The following is a 21,073-nucleotide window of genomic DNA, read 5'->3' as shown; positions in this document are numbered from 1 at the left end:
GCGGGCTAATGCTCACATCGCCGCGTTGCGGATCCTTTTTGCCATGATCCTCAAAGGGGGGGGGAGGCTCGCAAGAACGAATGCCGAAAGAGAAACCCATGAAGTCCCTCGATGCGCCTCATCGGCCCGGTGCGAAGTCCACGAAGCCCGAATGGGCCGAAGGATTGAAGCGTCTTTACGATTCCGTCGTGGAGGAACCGTTGCCCGACAGCTTCGCGCGCCTGCTTGACCAGCTCGATGACGACCAGCATGGCTGAGCCCGCCCGGATCCCGGAGAGCGGCCGGCGTGAACGCGTGGCGAACGGAGACGACGCACCCCGAAAGGACGCGACCTCTTCCAACGCCGCGTCGTTCAAGCGCGAACTGACCGCTGTGATCCCCCACCTTCGCGCTTTCGCGCGGGGGCTGTGCGGACGGCCCGACCTTGCCGACGATCTCGTGCAGGAAACGCTCCTCAAGGCGTGGGCCGCGCAGGACCGGTTCGAGCCGGGCACCAGCATGCGCGCCTGGACCTTCGTGATCCTGCGCAACGCCTATCTCACCGATATGCGCCGCAACCGCTTTCGCGCCGACTACGACGAAGTCGTGGCCGAGCGTATCCTCGTGGCCCCCGCCGGGCAGGAAGCGCCGCTCCACCTTTCGGACATGCACCGGGCGCTGCTGACGCTGCCCCCGGAACGGCGCGAGGCGCTGCTGCTGGTGGGCGCTGGCGGGTTCAGTTACGAAGAAGCGGCCCAGATCTGCCAGTGCGCGGTGGGAACCATCAAGAGCCGCGTCGGACGCGCCCGCGCCGCGCTGGCGCAGATGATAGAAAGCGGGCAGTTGCCGCGCCGCAGCGGAAACGACGTGGCCCATGATGCGATCATGGCGGAACTGGACGCATCGGTGCAGTCCGGCGCGTAAGCGTGACCGCGCCCGGCGGCAGCGCCGGGTGGGCAGGATAGATCGCGGGATCGACCCCATGGCCGACCATCGCGGGGCTTGAACCGGCGCGGCACCCTTGCGTAGGGTGGCAGCGATCCCATCCGAAAGCGCGTGCCGTGCCGCAGCCTGAAGACCGACCCGCCACCCTTCCCGCCGGCGCCGATGCGGCGACCGATCCGCAGGCGCGCCTGCAATCAGCGATCCTGCTGCTGCTGGGCGCCGGGCTGTTTCTGGCGCTGCCGTTCGTGCTGTCGATCGGATCGGTGGTGTTCCTGCCGCCGGTAACGGCGATGATCTTCACCATCGTGCTCTCGCCGCTGGCCGATCGCCTCGTCCGGCTGGGCCTGCCCAACATGCTCGCCTCGTTTGTGGCGATCATCACCATGATCGCGGTTATCGTCGCCGCGCTGACGCTGATCCTGCAACCGGCCTTCGTCATGGTCGACCAGGTGCCGCAGCTGGTGCGGCAGATCAGCCAGCGGTCGGCGGAACTGCGCGACAACTTCGCGTGGCTGGGCGATATCAACCGGCAACTGGGGCGCATCGCCGGCCATCCCGCGCGCGAGGTCGTGCTGGCCGGGCCATCGGTGATCGAACAGGTCGCCTTCGCCACGCCCAGCGTGGTGCTGGAAACGCTGCTGACGCTGCTGATGGCGTTTTTCATGATCGAGGCGCGCATCCGCATGAAGCGGCGCCTGCTGCTCGACCGGCACAGCTTCGGCGCGTCGGTGCGGATGGCCAAGGTCATGCGCGACGTGCAGGACCGCGTCGCCTCGTACATGCTCACGGTGGCGCAGATCAACCTGGGGGTGGGGCTGATCGTGGCGGGCGGCGCCTGGGCCTATGGCCTTGCCGCGCCGATCATGTGGGGCGGCCTGGCCTTCGTGCTCAACTTCCTGCCCTATATCGGGCCGCTGACGATGATGGCGCTGCTGGCGCTGGTGGGTCTGGGCACCGCCTCCACCGTGGCGCTGGGGCTGCTGCCGATGCTGCTTTACCTGGGCCTGCACGCGATCGAATCGAATCTGATCACGCCCTCGATCCTGGGCGCGCGCTTCACCGTCAATCCGGTCTCGATCCTGCTGGCGATCAGCTATTTCACGTGGATCTGGGGCGTGCTGGGCGCGCTGCTCTCGGTCCCCATCCTGCTGACCATTTCGGCGCTGCTGGAGCATCTGGGGTGCCCCAACGTGGTGGGCTTCCTGTTCGGGGAACCGCTGTTCGAGCCGGGCATCGACACCGCGGAGCCGGAGGGGCCGGCGCCATCGCTGGGCCACGCGCCGTTCCAAGCGGAACAGGGCCAGCCCTGACGGGCCGGCCCTGCGCATCACGTCAGACCGTCATTTCAGACCGGCTATCAGGCCGGATAGGTCCAGAGCGCGCCACGACCGAAGTTCTCGGCGGCGAATTCCCAGTTCAGGTGATTGTCGATCACGTCCTTGAGGTAGTTCGGGCGCACGTTCTTGTGGTCGAGATAGTAGGCGTGTTCCCACAGGTCGATCACCAGCAGCGGATTGCCGCTGAGCGTGGTGTAGGTGGCGGCATCATGGGTCTGTTCGACCGAAAGCTTGCCGTTCTTTTCGACCAGCCACACCCAGCCCGAAGCGAAGTGCGCCGTGCCCTGCGCCGCGAGTTCCTGCTTCAGCGCGTCGAACGAGCCGAACGAGCTTTCGATGGCGGCGGCGAGATCGCCGGTCGGCGCGGCCGACGTCGGGGCGAGGCTGAACCAGTAGAAGCCGTGGTTCCAGGTCTGCGCCGAATTGTTGAACAGGCCCTTGTCGCCCTTGGCCTCGGCGGCGGCGACGATGTCTTCCAGCGGCTTGTCGGCCAGGTCGCCACCCTCGATCGCGGTGTTGGTGCGATCGACATAGGTGCGATGGTGCTTGCCATGGTGGGTCTGCACGGTGGTCGCGGAAATGGCCGGGGCCAGCGCGTCTTCGGCATAGGGCAGGGTAATCAGGGAAATCGCCATGGTCGCTCCAGATCGATCGTGGGGAGAAAACGGTTCGTGCAACCAACGCCGGGGAAGGCGTTTGGTTGCCCGCCGCCTATGGCATTCGTGCCGATTTTCCAGCGATTTTTTCTAATCAGCGATGGTGCGTTTGCCGATTACCGTGGCTCCTCGTCTCCCGCTGTTCCCACTGCGCGATCGATCACGGCGGTGATCGCCACGTCCATCGTCACGTTGCCCAGCGTGCGCATCAGATCGGGCAGCACTTCCACCGCCACCAGCAGCGCCAGCGGCTCCACCGGCACGCCCATGGCGATGGCGATCGGGCCGACCGAGGCGATGAAGCTGATCGTGCCCGGCAGGCTGACCGAACTGAGCGAGACGAGGATCGCCATAGCCCAGCCCGAGACGATCAGGGCGGGGGCCAGCGGCACGCCATACCAGTGCGCGACATAGATCACGACGGCGAGGTTCATCGCCGGGCTGGTCGCGCGGAACAGCGCCACGGCCAGTGGCAGCACGAATTCGGCGGTGGTTTCGCGCAGGCCCAGCGTGCGGCAGGCGCCAAGCATCGCCGGCAGCGAGGCGAGCGAGCTTTGCGTCGAAAGCCCCAGCGTCTGCGCGGGCAGGACGGCGCGGGCGAAGCCCATCAACGGCTTGCGCGCGATCAGCGCCGCGATCGCGTATCCGGCCAGGAACACCACCGATCCCGTGAGCACCACGATCACCACATAGTGCGCCAGCGCGCCGATCGCCGACGTCCCGCTTTTCGCCGCGACCGACAGGCTGAGCGCGAACACGCCCAGCGGGGCCAGCGCCAGCACCCAGCCGATCACCACCAGCATGGCGGAAGCAAGCCCGGCGAAAAAGGTGGCCAGCATCTCGCGCTGCGGCCGCGCGATGCGGGTGCTGGCCAGCGCGAACACCGCCATGAACAGGATCATCGGCAGCATCCGGTCGTTGGCGGCGGCATCGATCACGTTGGTCGGCACGATCGAGCGCAGGAATTCGCCGATTCCCGGCACGGCGCCGGTCACAGGCGCGCTGCCGGCAAGGCTGGTGCGCAGCGCCGACCCGGACCCGCCCGGGATCGGCAGCAGCGCCAGCAGCGCGGGCGTCACTACCATCGGCATCGCCGCGCTGAACGCCAGGAAGGCCAGGAACGCGCCGAGGCTGCGCCGCGCCATGGCGCCGGCCTGCGCCGTCGCCACCGTCTGCACGATGCCCGTGAACAGTAGCGCGGCCACCAGCGGCACGATCGTGGCCTTCAGCGCGCGCAGCCACAGGTCGCCCACCGGCTCCACCACGCCCAGCACGGCGGGCAGGGCGTGAGGCGCGACAAAGGCCAGCGCCAGCCCGCCCAGCAGGCCCGCCGTCAGCGCGGCAAAGGTCCACAGGGCGGGCACTTGCGCGATCGGCGGCAAGGGGGAGGGCGATGACGGATCGTTAATCGCTTGGTTCATGCGCTGGTGACATTTAATCGTGTAGGGCAAGAGCGCAATGCGCGGCGACCCGCCAGGGCGCGCGAACAGGGATAAAGGGTTTTCATGGGACGGAAGTTCTTTGGCACCGACGGCATTCGGGGCCGGACCAACGCCGGGGTGATGACGGCGGCCACGGCGATGAAGGTCGGCCAGGCCGCCGGCAGCTATTTCCAGCGCGGCGATCACCGCCATCGCGTGGTGATCGGCAAAGACACCCGCCTTTCGGGCTACATGATGGAAAGCGCGATGGTGGCGGGGTTCACCAGCGTCGGCATGGACGTGGTGCTGCTGGGGCCGATGCCGACGCCGGCCGTGGCCATGCTGACCCGTTCGATGCGCGCCGATCTGGGCGTGATGATCTCGGCCAGCCACAACCCGTTCGAGGATAACGGCATCAAGCTGTTCGGCCCCGATGGCTACAAGCTGTCGGACGAGGCGGAACTCGCGATCGAGGCGATGCTGGAGCAGGACCTGCCGCTGGCCGACGCCACCGAAGTCGGCCGCGCCCGCCGCATCGAGGATGCGCGCGGCCGCTATATCCACGCGGTCAAAGCTTCGCTGCCCGACAACGTGCGGCTGGACGGCCTGCGCATCGTGCTCGATTGCGCCAACGGCGCTGCCTATCACGTCACGCCCTCCGCGCTTTGGGAACTGGGCGCGGAAGTGATCACGCTGGGCGTCGAACCTAACGGCAAGAACATCAACCTCGCCGTCGGCTCCACCCACCTGGAAGCGATCAAGGCCAGGGTGCGCGAAGTGCGCGCCGACATCGGCATCGCGCTGGACGGCGATGCCGATCGCCTGATCGTGGTCGACGAAAAAGCGCAGACGGTGGACGGCGACCAGATCATGGCGCTGATCGGCAGCCAGCTGGCTGCGCGCGGCGAACTGCGCGGCGGCGGCGTGGTAGCCACGGTCATGTCCAACCTCGGCCTCGAACGCTTCCTCAAGAGCAAGGGGCTGGACCTGATCCGCACCGCCGTCGGCGATCGCTACGTGCTGGAGAAGATGCGCGAGGGCGGTTACAACGTGGGCGGCGAACAATCGGGCCACATGATCCTGGCCGATCACGCCACCACCGGCGACGGCACGATCGCCGCGCTGCAGGTGCTGGCGGCGCTTGTCTCCTCGGGCAAGCCGGCCAGCGAACTGCTCCACCTGTTCGATCCGGTGCCGCAACTGCTCAAGAACGTGCGCTTCGCCGGGGGCAAGCCGCTGGAGGCCGACACGGTGAAGGCGGCGATCGCCGATGCCGAAGCGCGGCTGGCGGGCAAGGGCCGGCTGGTCATCCGCCCGTCCGGCACCGAACCGGTCATCCGCGTGATGGCCGAAGGCGATGATGCCGAAGAGGTGGAACGCGTGGTCGACGCGATCTGCGACGCCGTGCGGAAGGCAGCGTAACGCCCACGCTTGTTGAAGGCGCGCTTGTAGAGGGCATGGTTTTGTGCTTCGCGGCCAGGGGGTGTTGGTAGCCGTGCGTACCACAGGCCCACCCCGCTGCGACTAACGCCACCTGCGGCGGCGCAAGTCTCGCTCCCCTCCCGCTTGCGGGAGGGGTTGGGGGTGGGCGGGGACGCAGGCGCCCTTGCGGAAGGAACTGGCGATGCTCGAAATGCGCCCCGATTGCGAACGCTGCGGAACCGACCTGCCGGCCGAAGCGCCCGGTGCGTTCATCTGCTCGTTCGAATGCACCTTCTGCGCCGAATGCGCCGAGGAACTGGACGATCGCTGCCCCAATTGCGGCGGCGAGCTGATGGACCGGCCCACGCGCGCCAAGGCGCTTCACGCCAAGCATCCGCCGTCCAGCGAGCGCAAGTTCAAGGCGTGATGGCCCGCAACCTCTGCCCGCAGCCATGATTCCCCCGCCCCGCATCCTCACCATCGCCGGGTCCGATTCGGGCGGTGGCGCCGGCATCCAGGCCGACATCAAGACGATCACGATGCTGGGCGGCTATGCCATGAGCGCGATCTGCGCGCTGACGGCGCAGGATACCACCGGCGTCCATGGCGTGCTGCCGGTCGATCCGGCAATGGTCGCAGCGCAGATCGATGCCTGCGTGGACGACATCGGCGTCGATGCGGTGAAGATCGGCATGCTCGGTTCGCCGGCGATCGCCGCCGTCGTGGCCGATCGCGTCGAACGGCTGGCCGTGCCGGTGGTGTTCGACCCGGTGATGATCGCCACCAGCGGCGCGGCGCTGGCCGACGCGGCGACCATCGACGCGTTCGAGCGGCTGATGCGCGCGGCCACGCTGACCACGCCCAACGTGCCCGAACTCGCGGCGCTGGGCGGGGACGCGGCGATGCGCGCGCGCGGCGTCGCCTATATCGCCAAGGGCGGCGATGCCGATGGCGACGAGGTGGTGGACCGGCTGGTCGTGCCCGGCCGGACGGAACGGGTCTGGACCGCGCCTCGCATCGTCACCCGCCACACCCACGGCACCGGCTGCACGCTATCGAGCGCGATCGCCACGCTGCTGGCGCGGGGCCTTGCGCTGGCGGACGCGGTGGACGGCGCGCGCCGCTTCGTGCGCGCCGCGTTGGAAGCCGCGCCCGGTTTCGGCGCCGGGCACGGCCCGCTGGGCCATCAGGCGGTGCGCCAGGACCGCGATCCCGGGTCCTGACGCCGTCCCTGACTCCGGCCGCTCAATCGCATTCGAGATCGTAGAAGCCGGTGATGTGGCGCCAGGCGTCCTCGGCGCTTTCGACCATGTGGAACAGCTTCAGATCGTCGAAGTTGATCACGCCTTCCTCGGCCAGCGCCTCGAAGTTCACCACGCGGTTCCAGAAATCCTTGCCGAACAGCAGGATCGGGATGGGCTTCATCTTGCCGGTCTGGATCAGCGTGAGCAGTTCGAAGAATTCGTCGAACGTGCCGAACCCGCCCGGAAACACCGCCACCGCGCGGGCGCGCAGCAGGAAATGCATCTTGCGCAGCGCGAAGTAGTGGAACTGGAACGACAGGTGCGGGGTGACATAGCCGTTCGGCGCCTGTTCGTGCGGTAGCACGATGTTGAGCCCGATCGATTCCGCCCCCGCCTCCGCCGCGCCACGGTTGGCCGCTTCCATGATCGAAGGCCCGCCACCCGAACAGATCACGAACTGGCGCTTGCCGTCTTCCACCACGGCGCAGCGGCTGGCGATGCCGGCCAGCTTGCGCGCCTCGTCGTAATAGTGCGCCTTGGCGGCGAGCCGCTCGGCCACGGCCTTGCGCTCGGGCGAGGTGGCGGCGGCCAGCAGCCCCTCGACATGCTCGGGCGAGGGAATCCGCGCCGATCCGTACATCACCAGCGTGGAGCCGATGCCCGCTTCGTCCAGCAGCATGTCGGGCTTGAGCAGTTCGAGCTGGAACCGCACCGGCCGCAATTCCTCGCGCAGGAGGAAGTCCGTATCGCGGAACGCCAGCCGATAGGCAGGGTCCTGCTGCTGCGGCGTGGTTCTGGGGTGGGATTCGACAAAGCCCGCTTCCTGCTCGGCCTTGTAGAACTTCCGGTTGATAAGCTCCCGGTTCTTTTCTTCTTCAGTCATGCCTGCCTACGTCGTCATTCATGCGGCAAAGCGCAATGCCGAACTTGGTCCGGCAGCGCGCTGCGGTTGCCAAGAGCGATGCGAAACGCGCGATAGGGAGAAATGGAGGCCCGAGCCGGAATCGAACCGGCGTATACGGATTTGCAGTCCGCTGCGTCACCACTCCGCCATCGGGCCTCGATGCGCGGCAAGCGCGTGGAGAGAGGGGCGGTTAGCCGGAACGCCGGTTGGCCGCAATCGGATTCTTCCGATTTTCGCAAGTTGCCGGTTCCGGACGTGGGGCCGGATGTGGGGCCGGATCAGGGTGCCAGGCTGAAGACCAGCCGCCCGGTGGCGGAGTCGGCCTGGTCCAGCCGCACCGCGATGCGGGTGCCGGGGAGGACGCCGGGCACCCGGACGCGCGCGACGACCGGCAGGCCGGCAAGCTGGATGCGCGCCGAATCGCCCTCGCTGTCGGTGACGACGGCGTCGAACCGCTCCCCGGTCCGGTCGCGCAGCATCACGGTTTCGGCCAGATCGATCACGCCGCGCTCGATCCGCCCGGCCAGGGCATCGGCCCGCGCCATCACGTCGGGCAGGCCGGCAAAGGCGCGGGTCACCGCTTCAGGCACCGGATCGCCGTTGCACACGGCGAGCGCCGCGCGGATCACGTAGCGGTCGGCCAGCCGCCGCAACGGCGCGGTGGCGTGGACATAGGAGGCGGCGATGGCGCTGTGCCACGGCGGCACGCCCGGCTGGAGCGGGGCATAGCCGGCGCCGTTGCCGGCGCGGCGAACTGCCATCATGAACGCCGCCTGCCGGGGCTGTGCCGGATCGAGCGTCTTTTCGAACTGGGCCAGCGGCATCGCCAAAGGCCAGTCGAGCGCCAGCGCCAGCGCGGTTTGCCGTAGCCGCGCGACCGCCTTGTCGTCGGGACCGGCCATCACGCGGAACAGGCCCGTGCCGTGCGCTAGCAGGGCCTGCGCCACGGCAAGGTTGGTCGCCAGCGACAGCGCGGCATTGCGCCGTTCGGACAGCAGCAAGGGGCGGTAGGCCAACGCATAGCGCCCCTGCCCCAGCGCGACCACTTCCTGTTCAGGCGGATCGACCCGCGCCGCCCCGCGCCGCGCTTCGGCGGCAGCGACGCGCGCGGCGAGTTCGCTGAAATCGGGCGGCAGATCGCCATCGCGCACGGTGGCATAGGCCAGCTTCGCCCGGCTGCGGATCAGCGCGCGCTCCACCCCGTCCAGCCGTGCTTCGCCATCGGGCGCCACGCGAACGGTGAAGACCACGGCCGGGCGTGGCCCCGCCGGCAGCAGGCTTGCCGCCGCTTCGGCCAGCACCGGCGGGTAGAGGCCGGCCTTGCCATCGGGCAGATAGAGCGTTTCGCCGCGCCGCCACGCCTCTTCGTCAACGGGATCGCCATCCTCCACGAACCACGCGACATCGGCGATGGCATAGCGCAGCACGAGGTCCGCGCCCGATCGCGCGATGGTGAAGGCCTGGTCGAGATCGGTGGACGAGGCGGGATCGAGCGTGACGAAGGGCTCGGCCGTCCGGTCGACGTGAAGCGATGGCACGCGCTTCGCCGCCTGTTCGGCCGCCGCCAGCACCGACGCGGGAAAACCCTGCGGCACCTGGAAGCGGTCGCGTATAGCGGCGAGGCCCTGCGACAGGATGCCCTGCGGGTCGTGCAATGCCTTCATCGTGTGGAGTCAGCCCTGGCCGTGCGTGCCGTGTTCGCCGCCATCAGGGATCGATGAAGTCCGCGGCGCGCTTCTGCAGCCCCGCCATTACCGCCTCGCGCTGGTTAGGGCTGTACATCAGTTCCTGCTGGGCGACGCTTTCGGCCAGCAGCACGTCCGCCTCCGGCAGATCGGGAACACGGTTGCTGAGCTGCTTGGCCGCGCGCACCGCGTGCGGGCTCTTGCCGGCGATGGTGTGCGCCAGCGCCAGGGCGGCGCCCAGCGGATCGGCATCGGCATGCGTGGCGAAGCCCAGCCGGACCGCTTCCTCGCCACTGAATTCACGGTGGGTGTAAGTCAGTTCGCGCAGCACATCATCGCGCACGTTGCCACGCCACAGGGCGTAGCCGGCCATGTCGGGCACCAGCCCCCACTTCACTTCCATCACCGCCATGCGCGCGTCGGGCGCGACGATGCGTATGTCCGCGCCGCTCGCCACCTGCAGCCCGCCGCCGAAGCAGACGCCATGCACCGCCGCGATCACCGGCATCGGCAGCTTGCGCCACACCATCGCCGCCTCCTGCGCGCGGTTGGCGTTGCCGTGGGTGCGATCGACCAGCGAGCCTTCCTTCCAGCGATCGGTGTTGCCCATGCTCGAAAGGTCCAGCCCCGCGCAGAACGCCCGCCCCGCGCCGGACAGGACGACGGCGCGCACGCCGCCAAGATCGAACAGGGCGTGGCCGGCATCAACGATCGCGCCGAACATGGCATCGTCCAGCGCGTTCATCTTGTCCGCCCGGTCCAGCAGGACGTGCGCAACGTGGTTCTCGACAGTGATGGTGACGCGATCGGCAAAATTCATGGCGTGATCCGGCTGCTATCCTCTTCCGGAGTTCTTGTTCGCGCAAATGGAAGCGCCGGTCCATAGGCCACGAACACGAAAAGGCCGCCGGAATCGCTCCCGGCGGCCTTTCTATGTTATCGCTCAAGGGCGGCTCAGCTGTCCGACACGCCTTCGGCGCGGCGCGCTTCGAGCCAGGCGCGGGCCTCGGCCTCCTGCGCGGCTTCCACGGCGGCCTTGTGCTGGGCCTCGCGCTCGGCGCGCAGTTCCTCGATCAGCGCGTCGCGATCCGAACCCAGCCGGTTGTCGCCGCCGGCGTCCTCTTCGGTAATGCCCGCACGCTTGGCCGCCTTGGCGACCAGCCCGTCCAACTCACGCTGCGAACACAGGCCCAGCGTGACCGGGTCCTTCGGGTTAATGTTCTGGATGTTCCAGTGGCTGCGATCGCGGATCGCGGCGATGGTGTTGCGCGTGGTGCCGATCAGCTTGCCGATCTGCGCGTCCGAGATTTCCGGGTGATGGCGCAGGATCCAGGCGATGCCATCGGGCTTGTCCTGGCGCTTCGACACCGGGGTGTAGCGCGGCCCCTTGGTGCGGTTGACCGACAGCGGGGCCTTCTGCATGCGCAGGCGATAGTCCGCGTTTGCCTGGCCGCGCTCGATCTCGATCTGGGTCAGTTCGCCCGAGCGCACGGGATCGCGGCCGGTGTACTTCGCGCCAGCCAGATCGTCCGCCATCGCCTGCACTTCAAGGAGGTGCAGGCCGCAGAATTCGGCAATCTGCTCGAAAGTGAGCGCGGTGTTGTCGACAAGCCAGGACGCCGTCGCGTGCGGCATCAGCGGATACGCGGGCTGGTTGCTCACGGGAAAGTCTCCGAATGCGGATACAATAAGGGCCGCCCCTTGCGGAGCGGCCGTGCAGGCTGCCGATGTAAGGCACGCGCCCGAAAACGGCAAGCTCTATCCGGCAAACTTCGGAAATACCGTCGAAAATCCGGCGCGGAAGGGGGTCACCCGATATCCGCGGTGGCACCGACCGCCAGCACGATCTTGCCGATATGGCCTCCCGATTCCATCCGCGCGTGCGCGGCGGCGGCATCGGCGAGCGGAAACACGCGGTCCATCACCGGGCGCAGCGCGCCATCGGCCACCAGCGGCCACACCAGCTCCATGATCTCGCTGGCCAGCAGCGCCTTGAACTCGTTCGAGCGCGGCCGCAGCGTCGATCCGGTCAACGTCAGGCGCCGGCGCATCACTTCGGCCATGTTGATCTCGGCCCGGACGCCCCCCTGCACCGCGATGGTGACATGCCGGCCATCGTCGCGCAGGCACTTGAGGTTGCGCGCGACATAGTCGCCGGCCACCATGTCGAGCACGATATGGACGCCGGCGCCATCGGTGATCCGCGCCACTTCCGCCACGAAGTCGGCCTGCTTGTAATCGATCGCGTGGTCCGCGCCGATGGCCAGCGCCGCCGCGCACTTGTCCGCCCCGCCGCAGGTGACGATCACCGTCATGTCGAACAGCTTGGCCAGCATGATCGCCATCGAGCCGATCCCGCTGGTGCCGCCATGGACCAGCAGCGTCTCGCCCTCCCTGGCCCAGCCGCGCTCGAACACGTTGTGCCACACGGTGAACAGGGTTTCCGGCATCGCCGCCGCTTCCGCCATCGACAGGGCCTCGGGCACGGGCAGGCACTGGCCGGCTTCGGCCAGGCAATATTCGGCGTAGCCGCCCCCGGCCACGAGCGCGCAGACCTTCTGCCCCGGCAGCAGCGTCACCACGCCCTCGCCGATGGCCGCGACCTGCCCCGAAACTTCCAGCCCCGGCAGCGGCGACGCACCCGGCGGCGGGGGATAGAAGCCCTGCCGCTGGATCACGTCGGGCCGGTTGACCCCCGCATAGGCGACTCGCAGCAGGACCTGCCCCGGTCCGGGTTTGGGCACCGGCACGGTTTCGGGGCGAAGCACTTCGGGACCGCCCGGGGCATCGAAGCCCACCGCCGTCATCGTCTCCGACACCGTTGTCGCCATGGTCCAACCCCCTTTTCGCGTCGAAACCCCCGTCAATTGCAAGGACTAGCCACGCACCCCGTTGACAGCAAGCACTTGCCGTCCAAGATTGTGCACTGCAATGGATGAAGAAGACCGCCCCCGTCGCAAAGGCGATCTGGCCAGCCAACTGGCCGGGGAAGTGCTCGACACCTATTCGCGCGCCGAACTCGACGCGCGCATCGCGCTGCTGAAGCAGGAAATCGAACGGGTTATCGCGCACCGGGAACGGGCTTCAGCCCACCGCGCCGCGGCCGAAGCGCTGTTCCGAAGCTCTCCGCCGGACGGCACTCCGCGATGAACCGGGCCGCCCTTCCTCTTTCCGGGCGGCATACCCATATATCCGGTATGGTCACCGCAGCGATCCGCTTCGGTGCATTCTCACGGCACTTTTCCGGTGCCGTATCCGCGGCTGGTTTGGCCCCTGTTAACCATGTCCGTGCATTTTTGAAGAACGGGGACAACCCGGCGCAAGCCAGAAAGTAAGAGCCTATGCCCAGTTTCGCACAGAGCCTTGAGAAAACGCTGCACGCCGCGCTCGCCAACGCATCCGAGCGCAGCCACGAATACGCGACTCTCGAGCACCTCCTGCTGGCCCTGATCGACGATCCCGATGCGTCGCAGGTGATGCAGGCGTGCGGAGTCGACCTGGGTGACCTGGGCGATGTGGTGCGCCAGTACCTCGATCAGGAATACCAGTCGCTAAAGACGCAGGAAAAGGCGGACCCGCAGCCCACGGCCGGGTTCCAGCGCGTGATCCAGCGCGCCATCCTGCACGTCCAGTCGTCCGGCAAGGATACCGTGACCGGCGCCAACGTGCTGGTGGCGCTGTTCTCCGAACGTGATTCCTACGCGGTCTATTTCCTGCAGCAGCAGGACATGAGCCGGCTCGACGCGGTGAGCTATATCAGCCACGGCATCGGCAAGGGCGGCCGCCAAGTGGAAAACCGCAATCCCAAGGGCGCGGACGAAGACCAGCCCAAGCAGGAGGAAAAGGCCGAATCCAAGGGGCAGAAGAAGGATTCCGCGCTCGACCAGTTCTGCGTCAACCTCAACGAGAAGGCGCTGGGCGGAAAGGTCGATCCGCTGATCGGGCGCGGCCCCGAGGTGGACCGCACGATCCAGATCCTGTGCCGCCGCTCCAAGAACAACCCGCTCTACGTGGGCGATCCGGGCGTGGGCAAGACCGCCATCGCCGAAGGCCTCGCGCGCAAGATCGTGGAAGGCGAAGTGCCCGAGGTGCTGGCTAACGCGGTGATCTATTCGCTCGACATGGGCAGCCTGCTGGCCGGCACGCGCTATCGCGGCGATTTCGAGGAACGCTTGAAGCAGGTCGTCTCCGAACTGGAGAAGATGCCGCACGCGATCCTGTTCATCGACGAGATCCACACCGTGATCGGCGCCGGCGCGACCAGCGGCGGGGCGATGGACGCGTCCAACCTGCTCAAGCCCGCGCTGTCGGGCGGGACGATCCGCTGCATCGGCTCCACCACCTACAAGGAGTTCCGCAACCACTTCGAAAAGGACCGCGCGCTGCTGCGCCGGTTCCAGAAGATCGACGTGAACGAGCCTTCGGTGGAAGACACGATCAAGATCCTGAAGGGCCTGCGCACGGCCTTCGAAGATCACCACAAGGTCAAGTACACGGCCGACGCGATAAAGACCGCGGTGGAGCTTTCGGCGCGCTACATCAACGACCGCAAGCTGCCCGACAAGGCGATCGACGTGATCGACGAGGTGGGCGCGATGCAGATGCTGGTGCCGCCGAGCAAGCGCAAGAAGACCATCACCGCGCGCGAGATCGAGGCCGTGATCGCCACGATGGCGCGCATCCCGCCCAAGTCGGTTTCGAGCGACGACAAGAAGGTGCTCGAACACCTCGAACGCGATCTCAAGCGGCTCGTGTTCGGGCAGGACAAGGCGATCGAGGTGCTGTCGAGCGCGATGAAGCTCAGCCGTGCCGGCCTGCGCGATCCCGACAAGCCGATCGGCTCGTTCCTGTTCAGCGGCCCCACCGGCGTCGGCAAGACCGAAGTGGCGCGCAGCCTGGCCCAGATCATGGGCATCCCGCTGCAGCGCTTCGACATGTCCGAATACATGGAGCGCCATTCGGTCAGCCGGCTGATCGGCGCGCCTCCGGGCTACGTGGGCTTCGACCAGGGCGGTCTGCTGACCGACGCGATCGACCAGCAGCCGCACTGCGTCCTGCTGCTCGACGAGATCGAGAAGGCGCACCCCGATCTGTTCAACATCCTGCTGCAGGTGATGGACAACGGCCGCCTGACCGATCACCACGGCAAGACCGTCGATTTCCGCAACGTGGTGCTGATCATGACCACCAACGCGGGCGCATCGGACATGGCCAAGCAGGGCATCGGCTTCGGCGACGTGTCCAAGGCCGACGCGGGCGACGAGGCGGTGAAGAACCTCTTCACCCCCGAATTCCGCAACCGTCTCGATGCGATCGTGCCCTTCGCCTACCTGCCCGCCGAAGTCGTCAGCCGGGTGGTGGACAAGTTCATCCTCCAGCTCGAACTCCAGCTGGCGGAACAGAACGTCCACATCCAGTTCGACAACGACGCCCGCGCCTGGCTGGCGAAGAAGGGCTATGACCGGCTCTATGGCGCGCGGCCTATGGCCCGGCTCATCCAGGAACGGGTCAAGAAGCCGCTGGCCGAGGAACTGCTGTTCGGCAAGCTGGCCAACGGCGGCGAGGTCCACGTCAGCCTGAAGGACGAGGCCGGCACCGACGGCGCGCTGTCCTTCGAACTGACCCCGGCCGCACCGAAGCTGGTCAAGAAGAAGGAACGCAAGGGCGGCAAATCGGCGGGCACCACACCCGAACCGAGCGCCGACGAAGCCGAGTAAGGCGGGCCTAACAAGCCTCGATGAAACAGAAGGGGCGCGTCCTGCGGGGCGCGCCCTTTTTCATGGCGAAAGCCCGCCCCGCTGCAACTATCGCCGCCTCTGGCGGCGCAAGTCTCGCTCCCCTCCCGCAAGCAGGAGGGGTCGGGGGTGGGAACGTCTTCAATACTCAGGGAATCGCCGAAGGCTCCGGCGGCGCGGGATGCGGCGCGTTCCATTCGGCGCGATCGATGAAGCCATCGTCGTTGGCATCGATCCGGTCGAACCGCGCGTTGTTGAACGCCATCCATTCGCCCAGCGTCAGCTTGCCGTCCTCATCGGCGTCGGCCAGCGCGAGGATGCGCTTGGCGTCCAGCCCGTCCAGATCGCCCAGTACGCCGCGCGCCGCCTCCAGTTCCTGCAGCGTCACTGTGCCGTCGTGCTCCATGTCGATCATCTCGAACAGCGATTGCGCCGCCCGCGCATATTCGGCGGAGGAAATCCGACCATCGTGATTGGCGTCGAGCCTGTCGAAATCCGACAGCGGGTGGACCGTGGGCGGCACCGCCGTCACCGCCGGCGCGGGCGAAGCGACAACCGGCGCGGTGGTGCGCGTATCCTGTTCCTCGGGTCCCGTTTCCTTGTGCTCGCACCCGGCCAGCGCGATCAGCCCCACCAGCAACGCGATCCTGGCAATGGTGCGAGTCATCGTCGGGGCTCCTCGGGTTCGGCCGGACAAGGACGGCCAGACCGGGGTGGCCAGACCGGGGGGATGGACGGCGCGCACCCTAGCGGACGAGTCTGAACGGGTCCTGTCCGGGACCTGCATGGCCCCGCATCGGCCGGCGCTGCCCGAACAGGCGGCTGGCCCGAATCGCCCGCGCGCGCCATGACGTGCATCAATGGCCGAAGATTTTTCCTGGATTCGCCCGGAGCCGACCGGGCTCCGGATCGTTCCGGCCGACGTCTGGATCGATCCCGCGCGTGCCGTGGGCACCGCGCTGGTCACGCATGGCCATGCCGATCACGCGCGGGGCGGGCATGGCCGCACGATCGCCACGCCCGAAACGCTGGCGATCATGGCCTTGCGCTATGGCGTGGCGGAGGGCGCATGTACCGCACCGCTGCACGCGCCGATCCCCCTGCCCGGCGGCGTAACCGCCACGTTCGTGCCGGCGGGGCACGTTCTCGGCTCGGCACAGATCCTGCTCGAACATGCCGGCGAACGGGTGGTGGTGACGGGCGACTACAAGCGCCGGCCCGATCCGACCTGTCCGCCTTTCGCGGTGACGCCCTGCGACCTGTTCATCACCGAGGCGACGTTCGGCCTGCCGGTTTTCCGCCATCCGCCGATCGGCGAGGAAATCGCCCGGCTGCTGGCCGCGCGCGCCGCGCAGCCCGATCGCTGCGTGCTGGTGGGCGCCTATGCCCTGGGCAAGGCGCAGCGCGTGATCGCGGAACTACGCGCGGCCGGCTACCACGATCCCGTGTGGCTGCACGGCGCGATGGAACGGATGTGCCGCCTCTATGAAGAGCAGGGCGTGCCGCTGGGCGACCTGCGGCTGGTGTCCGATGCGCCGAAGGGCGCGCTGGCCGGCGCGATCGTGCTTTGCCCCCCGTCCGCGCTGAACGACCGCTGGAGCCGGCGTCTGCCCGATCCGCTGACCGCCATGGCATCGGGATGGATGCGCGTGCGCCAGCGCGCCCGCCAGCGCAACGTGGAACTGCCGCTGGTCATTTCCGACCATGCCGACTGGGACGACTTGACCGCCACGATCGCGCAGGTGAACCCAGCCGAAACCTGGATCACCCACGGCCGCGAGGAAGCGCTGTTGCGCTGGTGCGAACTGCACCAGCGCAAGGCCCGCGCGCTGGCGCTGGTGGGGTACGAGGACGAGGATGACTGAGAGGACCACCTCCTAGTGGAGCGCTTCGCCGCCCTGCTCGACGCGCTGGTGTTCACCCGGTCGCGCAACGCCAAGCTGGCACTGATCGCGCGCTACCTGCGCGAAACGGCCGATCCCGATCGCGGCTGGGCGCTGGCCGCGCTGACCGACGGGCTGGATTTCCCCGCGGTCAAGGCCGGCACGATCCGCGCGCTGATGGCGGAGCGCGTCGATCCCGTGCTGTGGACGCTCTCGCGCGATTACGTGGGCGATACGGCGGAAACCGCCAGCCTGCTCTGGCCGGCATCCGGTCATGACGTCATGCCCGCGCCCGGCGTCTCGGAAGCCGTTGAAATTCTGCGCGCGACCAGCCGCTCCACCGCGCCGGCCGCGCTCGCCGGGCTGCTCGACCGCCTTGACGCCAACGGCCGCTACGCCCTGCTCAAGCTCGCCACCGGCGCGATGCGGATCGGCATTTCCGCCCGGCTCGCCAAGGTAGCTTTCGCCGAGGCCTTCAGCGTGCCGGTCGATCTGGTGGAGGAATACTGGCACGGGCAGGAGCCGCCCTATCGCGCGCTGTTCGCCTGGGCCGCCGAAGGCGCGGCGCCGCCACGCACCGACGACCGGCCGCTGTTCCGCCCGTTCATGCTGGCGCATCCGCTGGAGGACGGGGCTGCCATCGACCTCGAAAACTTCGCCGCCGAATGGAAGTGGGACGGCATCCGCGTGCAGATCGTCCATGCCGCCACCGATCTCGGTGGCGAAACGCGCGTCTATTCGCGCGGCGGCGACGATATTTCCGCCACCTTTCCCGAAGTGGCCGGCGCGCTGGCCGAACCGGCGGTGCTGGACGGCGAACTGCTGGTGCGTGGCGCGCACCAGGGCGGCGAGACCGGCGGCGCGGCCAGCTTCAATGCCTTGCAGCAACGGCTCGGCCGCAAGACCGTGTCGAAGCGGATGCTGGAGGATTTCCCCGCCTTCGTCCGGCTGTACGACGCGCTGGTGATCGGCGGCGAGGACTTGCGCGATCGGCCCTGGACAGACCGCCGCGCCCGGCTGGAAGCGTTCCTGCCCCGGCTCGATCCGGCGCGCTTCGACATTTCCACGCTGATCGCGGCCCGCGACTTCGCGGAACTTGCCGACGTGCGCGCCCGCGCGCGCGAGGATGCGATCGAGGGCGTCATGCTCAAGCGGCGCGATTCACCCTATGTCGCGGGGCGGCGCACCGGGCTGTGGTACAAGTGGAAGCGCGATCCGCTGTTGGTCGATTGCGTGCTGATGTATGCGCAGCGCGGTTCGGGCAAACGCTCATCGTTCTATTCGGACTTCACGTTCGGCTGCTGGGACGGCGATCCAGACCAAGGCGCGGACCTGCTGCCGGTGGGCAAGGCCTATTTCGGCTTCACCGATGCCGAGCTGAAATGGCTCGACAGCCACGTCCGCCAGCACACCGTCAACCGCTTCGGCCCGGTGCGGGAGACCGACAAGTCGCTGGTGCTGGAAGTGGCGTTCGATTCCGTCCATGCTTCCAAGCGCCACAAGTCGGGCGTTGCCATGCGCTTTCCGCGCATCAGCCGCATCCGCGCCGACAAGCCGGCGCACGAAGCCGACCGGCTGGACACGCTGAAGGCGATGATCGCGGACCCGGTCCGGTAACAACGTTTCCCGCGCGAAATTGACCGGCATCAAACCGCCTTGCTCCTCGGGCTGGTAGCGACAAGGGTCTCGATCCCCGTCCGGAGTTTCACGCCTTGGCCACCGCCGTCGAACAGCCGCAGGACCGTTCCCAACCCGCCACGCCGTTCGAACGGATCGGCGGCCATACCGTGCTGCGCCGGATCACCGACCGGTTCTACGACCTGATGGAGCAGGACCCGGCCTATGCCGAGCTGCGCGCAATGCACGCGGCGGACCTGGCGTCGATGCGCGAATCGCTGCCCGCGTTCCTTGCCGGGTGGGCGGGAGGCCCGCGCGACTGGTTCGAGGCCAACCCCGGCAAGTGCATGATGTCGATGCACGCACCCTTTCCGATCAGCCGGCAAACGGCGGGCCAATGGGCCGAGGCGATGCGCCGCGCCGTGCAGGATGCCGCGCCGGAGGACACCGAAATCGCCGAGGCCTTCATCGACGTGCTGACGCGCATGGCGCTGGGGATGGCGCGCGGCTGAACGCCGTTCCCGGCCCATACCCAGGTGTGCTTGCCTCGTCAGGGTGCCCCCGCCTATGAGGCGCATGGGACCCTGACGAAAGCCATGCCATGCCGTTTCGGTCTATCCTGAGGTACATTGTCGCGCCCGCGCTGCTGCTGCCGGCCACACCCGCGTTCGCCGCGCCCGAGGAAATCCAGGTCTATATGGACGAGATGAACCGGCCCGGCGCGGTGGGGCTGGACGTGCACGTCAACGACGTTGTCCGCGGCAACGGCACGCCCGATTATCCCGGCGCGGAAACCCCGCTGCACCGCTGGCGCATCACGCCCGAGTTTTCGCTGGGGCTGACCAACCAGTTCGAGCTGGGCGCCTATCTGCCGCTGGCCACGGTGGCGCCCGATGGCGTGGCGCGCGTGCAGGGGGTGAAGCTGCGTCTCAAGTGGCTCGCGCCGCACGGGCCGACCGGGGCCTTCTGGGGCGCGAATCTGGAAGTGGGCAAGGTCGGCCACCGGCTCGACCAGAATCCGTGGAACGGCGAGTTGAAGCTGATCGGCGGCTGGCGGAACGATCACTGGGTGCTGGCCGCCAACGGCAACTTCGATTTCGTGATCGCAGGGCCGAACCCCGGCCCGATCACGCTCGATATCGACACCAAGGCCGGATACCGCCTGACCCCCAAGGTGACCGTGGGCGTGGAAAGCTACAACGAAGTCGGCCCGCTGCGCGATCCCGGCCATTTCGGCAATACCGAGCATTCCACGTATGCCGCCGTGGATGCGCAGATCGGCAAGTGGGATCTCAACGCCGCCGTGGGCAAGGGATATGGCGCCAATGCCGACAGCGTGATCGTGAAGTTCATTATCGGCGTACCGATCTAGGCCATTATCCCCTAACGTTCGGCGCATGATCCGCTACGACCGCAATCGCCGCCGTTTCGCCGTCGCGCTGGCCGCGATGGCGGGGTTCGTCGATGCTGTGGGCTTCCTGTCGGCCGACGGTTATTTCGTCTCCTTCATGTCGGGCAACACCACGCGGCTCGGCGTGGATTTCGGCACCGACGTGGTGCGCGCGGTGACGCCCGCGTTCCTGATCGCCGGCTTCGTGGCCGGCGTGACCGGCGGCGCGCTGCTGTCGATCCGCGCCGGGCGCTATCGCAAGCCCGCCGTGCTGGCGCTCGTCGCCGCGCTGCTGCTCGCCGGCGCCACGGCGCGCGCGCTCGGCCTGCCGGCGGCGATGCTGGCCACGCTGGTCATGGCGATGGGCGCGATCAACAACACCTTCCAGCGCGATGGCGAGGTGGCGATCGGGCTCACCTACATGACCGGCGCGCTGGTCAAGCTGGGACAGGGATTGGCCGGATGGCTGGCCGGCCGCAAGGATACGGGCTGGCTCTCTTGGGCGGCGCTGTGGGGCGGCCTGCTGAGCGGCGCGGTGCTGGGCGCGATGGCGCAGGACCGGATGCCGATGGCCTGCCTGTGGATCGCGGGATGCTGGGCCACCGCGATGGTCGGCGTGGCCCTGCGGCTGCCGGCGGAAAGCTGACACGAAAACGCCGCGCGAACCGAAGTCCGCGCGGCGTCACCGGGATGGATGCGGTCAAAAGGCGGAATCAGAGACCGCGGCCGCCGATCTTCCAGGTGAGCTGGAGGAAGGCGCTGCGGCCGGTGCTGTCGAACCAGCTGGAGGGTTCGAAAAACTCTGGCGCTTGTCGGCCTGACCTGATTCACTGCCCTTGCGGATGAGCGGAGGCG

21 protein-coding genes and 1 tRNA gene are annotated in these 21,073 nt (G+C 67.9%); 13 read left to right on the top strand and 9 right to left on the bottom strand.

The features are described 5' to 3' along the window. The first annotated feature begins 98 nt into the window (after positions 1-98). From FA702_RS22795 to FA702_RS11740, 3 genes are all read left to right on the top strand, one after another. On the top strand, positions 99-257 hold the full coding sequence (locus FA702_RS22795) for a NepR family anti-sigma factor (protein ID WP_223806667.1): 159 nt from the start codon (positions 99-101) through the stop codon (positions 255-257). Continuing rightward, positions 250-903, top strand: a complete 654-nt coding sequence (locus FA702_RS11745; RefSeq protein WP_136956292.1) for a sigma-70 family RNA polymerase sigma factor — start codon at positions 250-252, stop codon at positions 901-903. Before FA702_RS22795 ends, FA702_RS11745 begins: the two co-directional genes overlap by 8 nt. Positions 904-1,040: 137 nt before the next feature. Next, complete coding sequence (locus tag FA702_RS11740; protein ID WP_136956291.1) at positions 1,041-2,234, top strand: AI-2E family transporter; 1,194 nt, start codon at positions 1,041-1,043, stop codon at positions 2,232-2,234. A 47-nt stretch (positions 2,235-2,281) separates the two neighbouring features. On the opposite strand, the gene FA702_RS11735 is transcribed toward FA702_RS11740, so the two are convergent. Next, a complete protein-coding gene (locus FA702_RS11735; RefSeq protein WP_125954207.1) occupies positions 2,282-2,896 on the bottom strand; it encodes a superoxide dismutase in 615 nt (204 codons plus the stop codon). A gap of 137 nt (positions 2,897-3,033) precedes the next feature. Beyond that, positions 3,034-4,338 (bottom strand): dicarboxylate/amino acid:cation symporter, encoded by a 1,305-nt coding sequence (locus FA702_RS11730; protein WP_136956290.1) that lies wholly within the window; start codon positions 4,336-4,338, stop codon positions 3,034-3,036. 84 nt (positions 4,339-4,422) lie between these two features. Here FA702_RS11730 and glmM point away from each other — a divergent pair, with 84 nt between their 5' ends. The 3 genes from glmM (at position 4,423) to thiD (ending at position 6,983) form a co-directional block, all read left to right on the top strand. Further along, positions 4,423-5,760, top strand: a complete 1,338-nt coding sequence (glmM, locus tag FA702_RS11725) for a phosphoglucosamine mutase (protein WP_136956289.1) — start codon at positions 4,423-4,425, stop codon at positions 5,758-5,760. Positions 5,761-5,962: 202 nt separating this feature from the next. After that, a complete protein-coding gene (locus FA702_RS11720; protein WP_125954209.1) occupies positions 5,963-6,187 on the top strand; it encodes a DUF1272 domain-containing protein in 225 nt (74 codons plus the stop codon). 25 nt (positions 6,188-6,212) lie between these two features. Continuing rightward, positions 6,213-6,983 carry a bifunctional hydroxymethylpyrimidine kinase/phosphomethylpyrimidine kinase gene (thiD, locus tag FA702_RS11715; RefSeq protein ID WP_136956288.1) on the top strand — a complete coding sequence of 257 codons (771 nt, stop codon included), beginning with the start codon at positions 6,213-6,215 and terminating at the stop codon, positions 6,981-6,983. A 22-nt stretch (positions 6,984-7,005) separates the two neighbouring features. On the opposite strand, the gene FA702_RS11710 is transcribed toward thiD, so the two are convergent. The 6 genes from FA702_RS11710 to FA702_RS11685 all read right to left on the bottom strand — a co-directional run bounded on the left by FA702_RS11710 (position 7,006) and on the right by FA702_RS11685 (position 12,424). Further along, positions 7,006-7,887, bottom strand: a complete 882-nt coding sequence (locus FA702_RS11710) for an LOG family protein (protein ID WP_136956287.1) — start codon at positions 7,885-7,887, stop codon at positions 7,006-7,008. A gap of 103 nt (positions 7,888-7,990) precedes the next feature. Continuing rightward, positions 7,991-8,064: transfer RNA gene (locus FA702_RS11705), tRNA-Cys, on the bottom strand. Positions 8,065-8,186: 122 nt separating this feature from the next. Beyond that, a complete protein-coding gene (locus FA702_RS11700) occupies positions 8,187-9,572 on the bottom strand; it encodes an RNB domain-containing ribonuclease (RefSeq protein WP_136956286.1) in 1,386 nt (461 codons plus the stop codon). Positions 9,573-9,615: 43 nt separating this feature from the next. Continuing rightward, positions 9,616-10,413 carry a crotonase/enoyl-CoA hydratase family protein gene (locus FA702_RS11695; protein WP_136956285.1) on the bottom strand — a complete coding sequence of 266 codons (798 nt, stop codon included), beginning with the start codon at positions 10,411-10,413 and terminating at the stop codon, positions 9,616-9,618. Between the two features lie 134 nt (positions 10,414-10,547). Next, entirely contained in the window at positions 10,548-11,228 is a 681-nt protein-coding gene (locus tag FA702_RS11690) for a DUF1013 domain-containing protein (protein ID WP_210417642.1), read from the bottom strand. A 173-nt stretch (positions 11,229-11,401) separates the two neighbouring features. Continuing rightward, positions 11,402-12,424 (bottom strand): NAD(P)H-quinone oxidoreductase, encoded by a 1,023-nt coding sequence (locus FA702_RS11685; RefSeq protein WP_136956283.1) that lies wholly within the window; start codon positions 12,422-12,424, stop codon positions 11,402-11,404. A gap of 100 nt (positions 12,425-12,524) precedes the next feature. Between FA702_RS11685 and FA702_RS11680 the strand changes: the two genes are divergently transcribed. Beyond that, positions 12,525-12,743 (top strand): DUF1192 family protein, encoded by a 219-nt coding sequence (locus tag FA702_RS11680; protein WP_136956282.1) that lies wholly within the window; start codon positions 12,525-12,527, stop codon positions 12,741-12,743. 191 nt (positions 12,744-12,934) lie between these two features. After that, a complete protein-coding gene (gene clpA, locus FA702_RS11675; RefSeq protein ID WP_136956281.1) occupies positions 12,935-15,310 on the top strand; it encodes an ATP-dependent Clp protease ATP-binding subunit ClpA in 2,376 nt (791 codons plus the stop codon). A 166-nt stretch (positions 15,311-15,476) separates the two neighbouring features. On the opposite strand, the gene FA702_RS11670 is transcribed toward clpA, so the two are convergent. After that, positions 15,477-15,995 (bottom strand): EF-hand domain-containing protein, encoded by a 519-nt coding sequence (locus tag FA702_RS11670; RefSeq protein ID WP_168196055.1) that lies wholly within the window; start codon positions 15,993-15,995, stop codon positions 15,477-15,479. Between the two features lie 193 nt (positions 15,996-16,188). Between FA702_RS11670 and FA702_RS11665 the strand changes: the two genes are divergently transcribed. The 5 genes from FA702_RS11665 to FA702_RS11645 all read left to right on the top strand — a co-directional run bounded on the left by FA702_RS11665 (position 16,189) and on the right by FA702_RS11645 (position 20,864). Beyond that, positions 16,189-17,193, top strand: coding sequence for a ligase-associated DNA damage response exonuclease (locus FA702_RS11665; RefSeq protein ID WP_136956279.1), 1,005 nt, complete (start codon positions 16,189-16,191; stop codon positions 17,191-17,193). A gap of 15 nt (positions 17,194-17,208) precedes the next feature. Continuing rightward, positions 17,209-18,828, top strand: coding sequence for a cisplatin damage response ATP-dependent DNA ligase (locus tag FA702_RS11660; protein WP_136956278.1), 1,620 nt, complete (start codon positions 17,209-17,211; stop codon positions 18,826-18,828). Positions 18,829-18,923: 95 nt separating this feature from the next. Continuing rightward, the gene (locus tag FA702_RS11655) at positions 18,924-19,340 is read left to right on the top strand and encodes a group II truncated hemoglobin (RefSeq protein WP_136956277.1); all 417 of its coding nucleotides are present in this window, start codon (positions 18,924-18,926) and stop codon (positions 19,338-19,340) included. An 89-nt stretch (positions 19,341-19,429) separates the two neighbouring features. Further along, positions 19,430-20,200, top strand: coding sequence for a hypothetical protein (locus FA702_RS11650; RefSeq protein WP_136956276.1), 771 nt, complete (start codon positions 19,430-19,432; stop codon positions 20,198-20,200). A 25-nt stretch (positions 20,201-20,225) separates the two neighbouring features. Beyond that, the gene (locus tag FA702_RS11645) at positions 20,226-20,864 is read left to right on the top strand and encodes a YoaK family protein (protein ID WP_136956275.1); all 639 of its coding nucleotides are present in this window, start codon (positions 20,226-20,228) and stop codon (positions 20,862-20,864) included. The last annotated feature ends 209 nt before the right edge of the window (positions 20,865-21,073 follow it).

It is taken from the genome of Novosphingobium sp. EMRT-2 (assembly GCF_005145025.1).
GTDB lineage: Bacteria > Pseudomonadota > Alphaproteobacteria > Sphingomonadales > Sphingomonadaceae > Novosphingobium.
Note: the sequence above shows the minus strand (reverse complement) of the source record. Positions and strands in the feature narration are given on the sequence as shown.

Coding starts and splice junctions, on each gene's coding strand:
- FA702_RS22795 (WP_223806667.1), top strand. CDS start 99: ATGAAGTCCCTCGATGCGCCTCATCGGCCCGGTGCGAAGTCCACGAAG.
- FA702_RS11745 (WP_136956292.1), top strand. CDS start 250: ATGGCTGAGCCCGCCCGGATCCCGGAGAGCGGCCGGCGTGAACGCGTG.
- FA702_RS11735 (WP_125954207.1), bottom strand. CDS start 2,896: ATGGCGATTTCCCTGATTACCCTGCCCTATGCCGAAGACGCGCTGGCC.
- FA702_RS11730 (WP_136956290.1), bottom strand. CDS start 4,338: ATGAACCAAGCGATTAACGATCCGTCATCGCCCTCCCCCTTGCCGCCG.
- glmM (WP_136956289.1), top strand. CDS start 4,423: ATGGGACGGAAGTTCTTTGGCACCGACGGCATTCGGGGCCGGACCAAC.
- FA702_RS11720 (WP_125954209.1), top strand. CDS start 5,963: ATGCTCGAAATGCGCCCCGATTGCGAACGCTGCGGAACCGACCTGCCG.
- thiD (WP_136956288.1), top strand. CDS start 6,213: ATGATTCCCCCGCCCCGCATCCTCACCATCGCCGGGTCCGATTCGGGC.
- FA702_RS11710 (WP_136956287.1), bottom strand. CDS start 7,887: ATGACTGAAGAAGAAAAGAACCGGGAGCTTATCAACCGGAAGTTCTAC.
- FA702_RS11700 (WP_136956286.1), bottom strand. CDS start 9,572: ATGAAGGCATTGCACGACCCGCAGGGCATCCTGTCGCAGGGCCTCGCC.
- FA702_RS11695 (WP_136956285.1), bottom strand. CDS start 10,413: ATGAATTTTGCCGATCGCGTCACCATCACTGTCGAGAACCACGTTGCG.
- FA702_RS11690 (WP_210417642.1), bottom strand. CDS start 11,228: ATGCCGCACGCGACGGCGTCCTGGCTTGTCGACAACACCGCGCTCACT.
- FA702_RS11685 (WP_136956283.1), bottom strand. CDS start 12,424: ATGGCGACAACGGTGTCGGAGACGATGACGGCGGTGGGCTTCGATGCC.
- FA702_RS11680 (WP_136956282.1), top strand. CDS start 12,525: ATGGATGAAGAAGACCGCCCCCGTCGCAAAGGCGATCTGGCCAGCCAA.
- clpA (WP_136956281.1), top strand. CDS start 12,935: ATGCCCAGTTTCGCACAGAGCCTTGAGAAAACGCTGCACGCCGCGCTC.
- FA702_RS11670 (WP_168196055.1), bottom strand. CDS start 15,995: ATGACTCGCACCATTGCCAGGATCGCGTTGCTGGTGGGGCTGATCGCG.
- FA702_RS11665 (WP_136956279.1), top strand. CDS start 16,189: ATGGCCGAAGATTTTTCCTGGATTCGCCCGGAGCCGACCGGGCTCCGG.
- FA702_RS11650 (WP_136956276.1), top strand. CDS start 19,430: ATGCCGTTTCGGTCTATCCTGAGGTACATTGTCGCGCCCGCGCTGCTG.
- FA702_RS11645 (WP_136956275.1), top strand. CDS start 20,226: ATGATCCGCTACGACCGCAATCGCCGCCGTTTCGCCGTCGCGCTGGCC.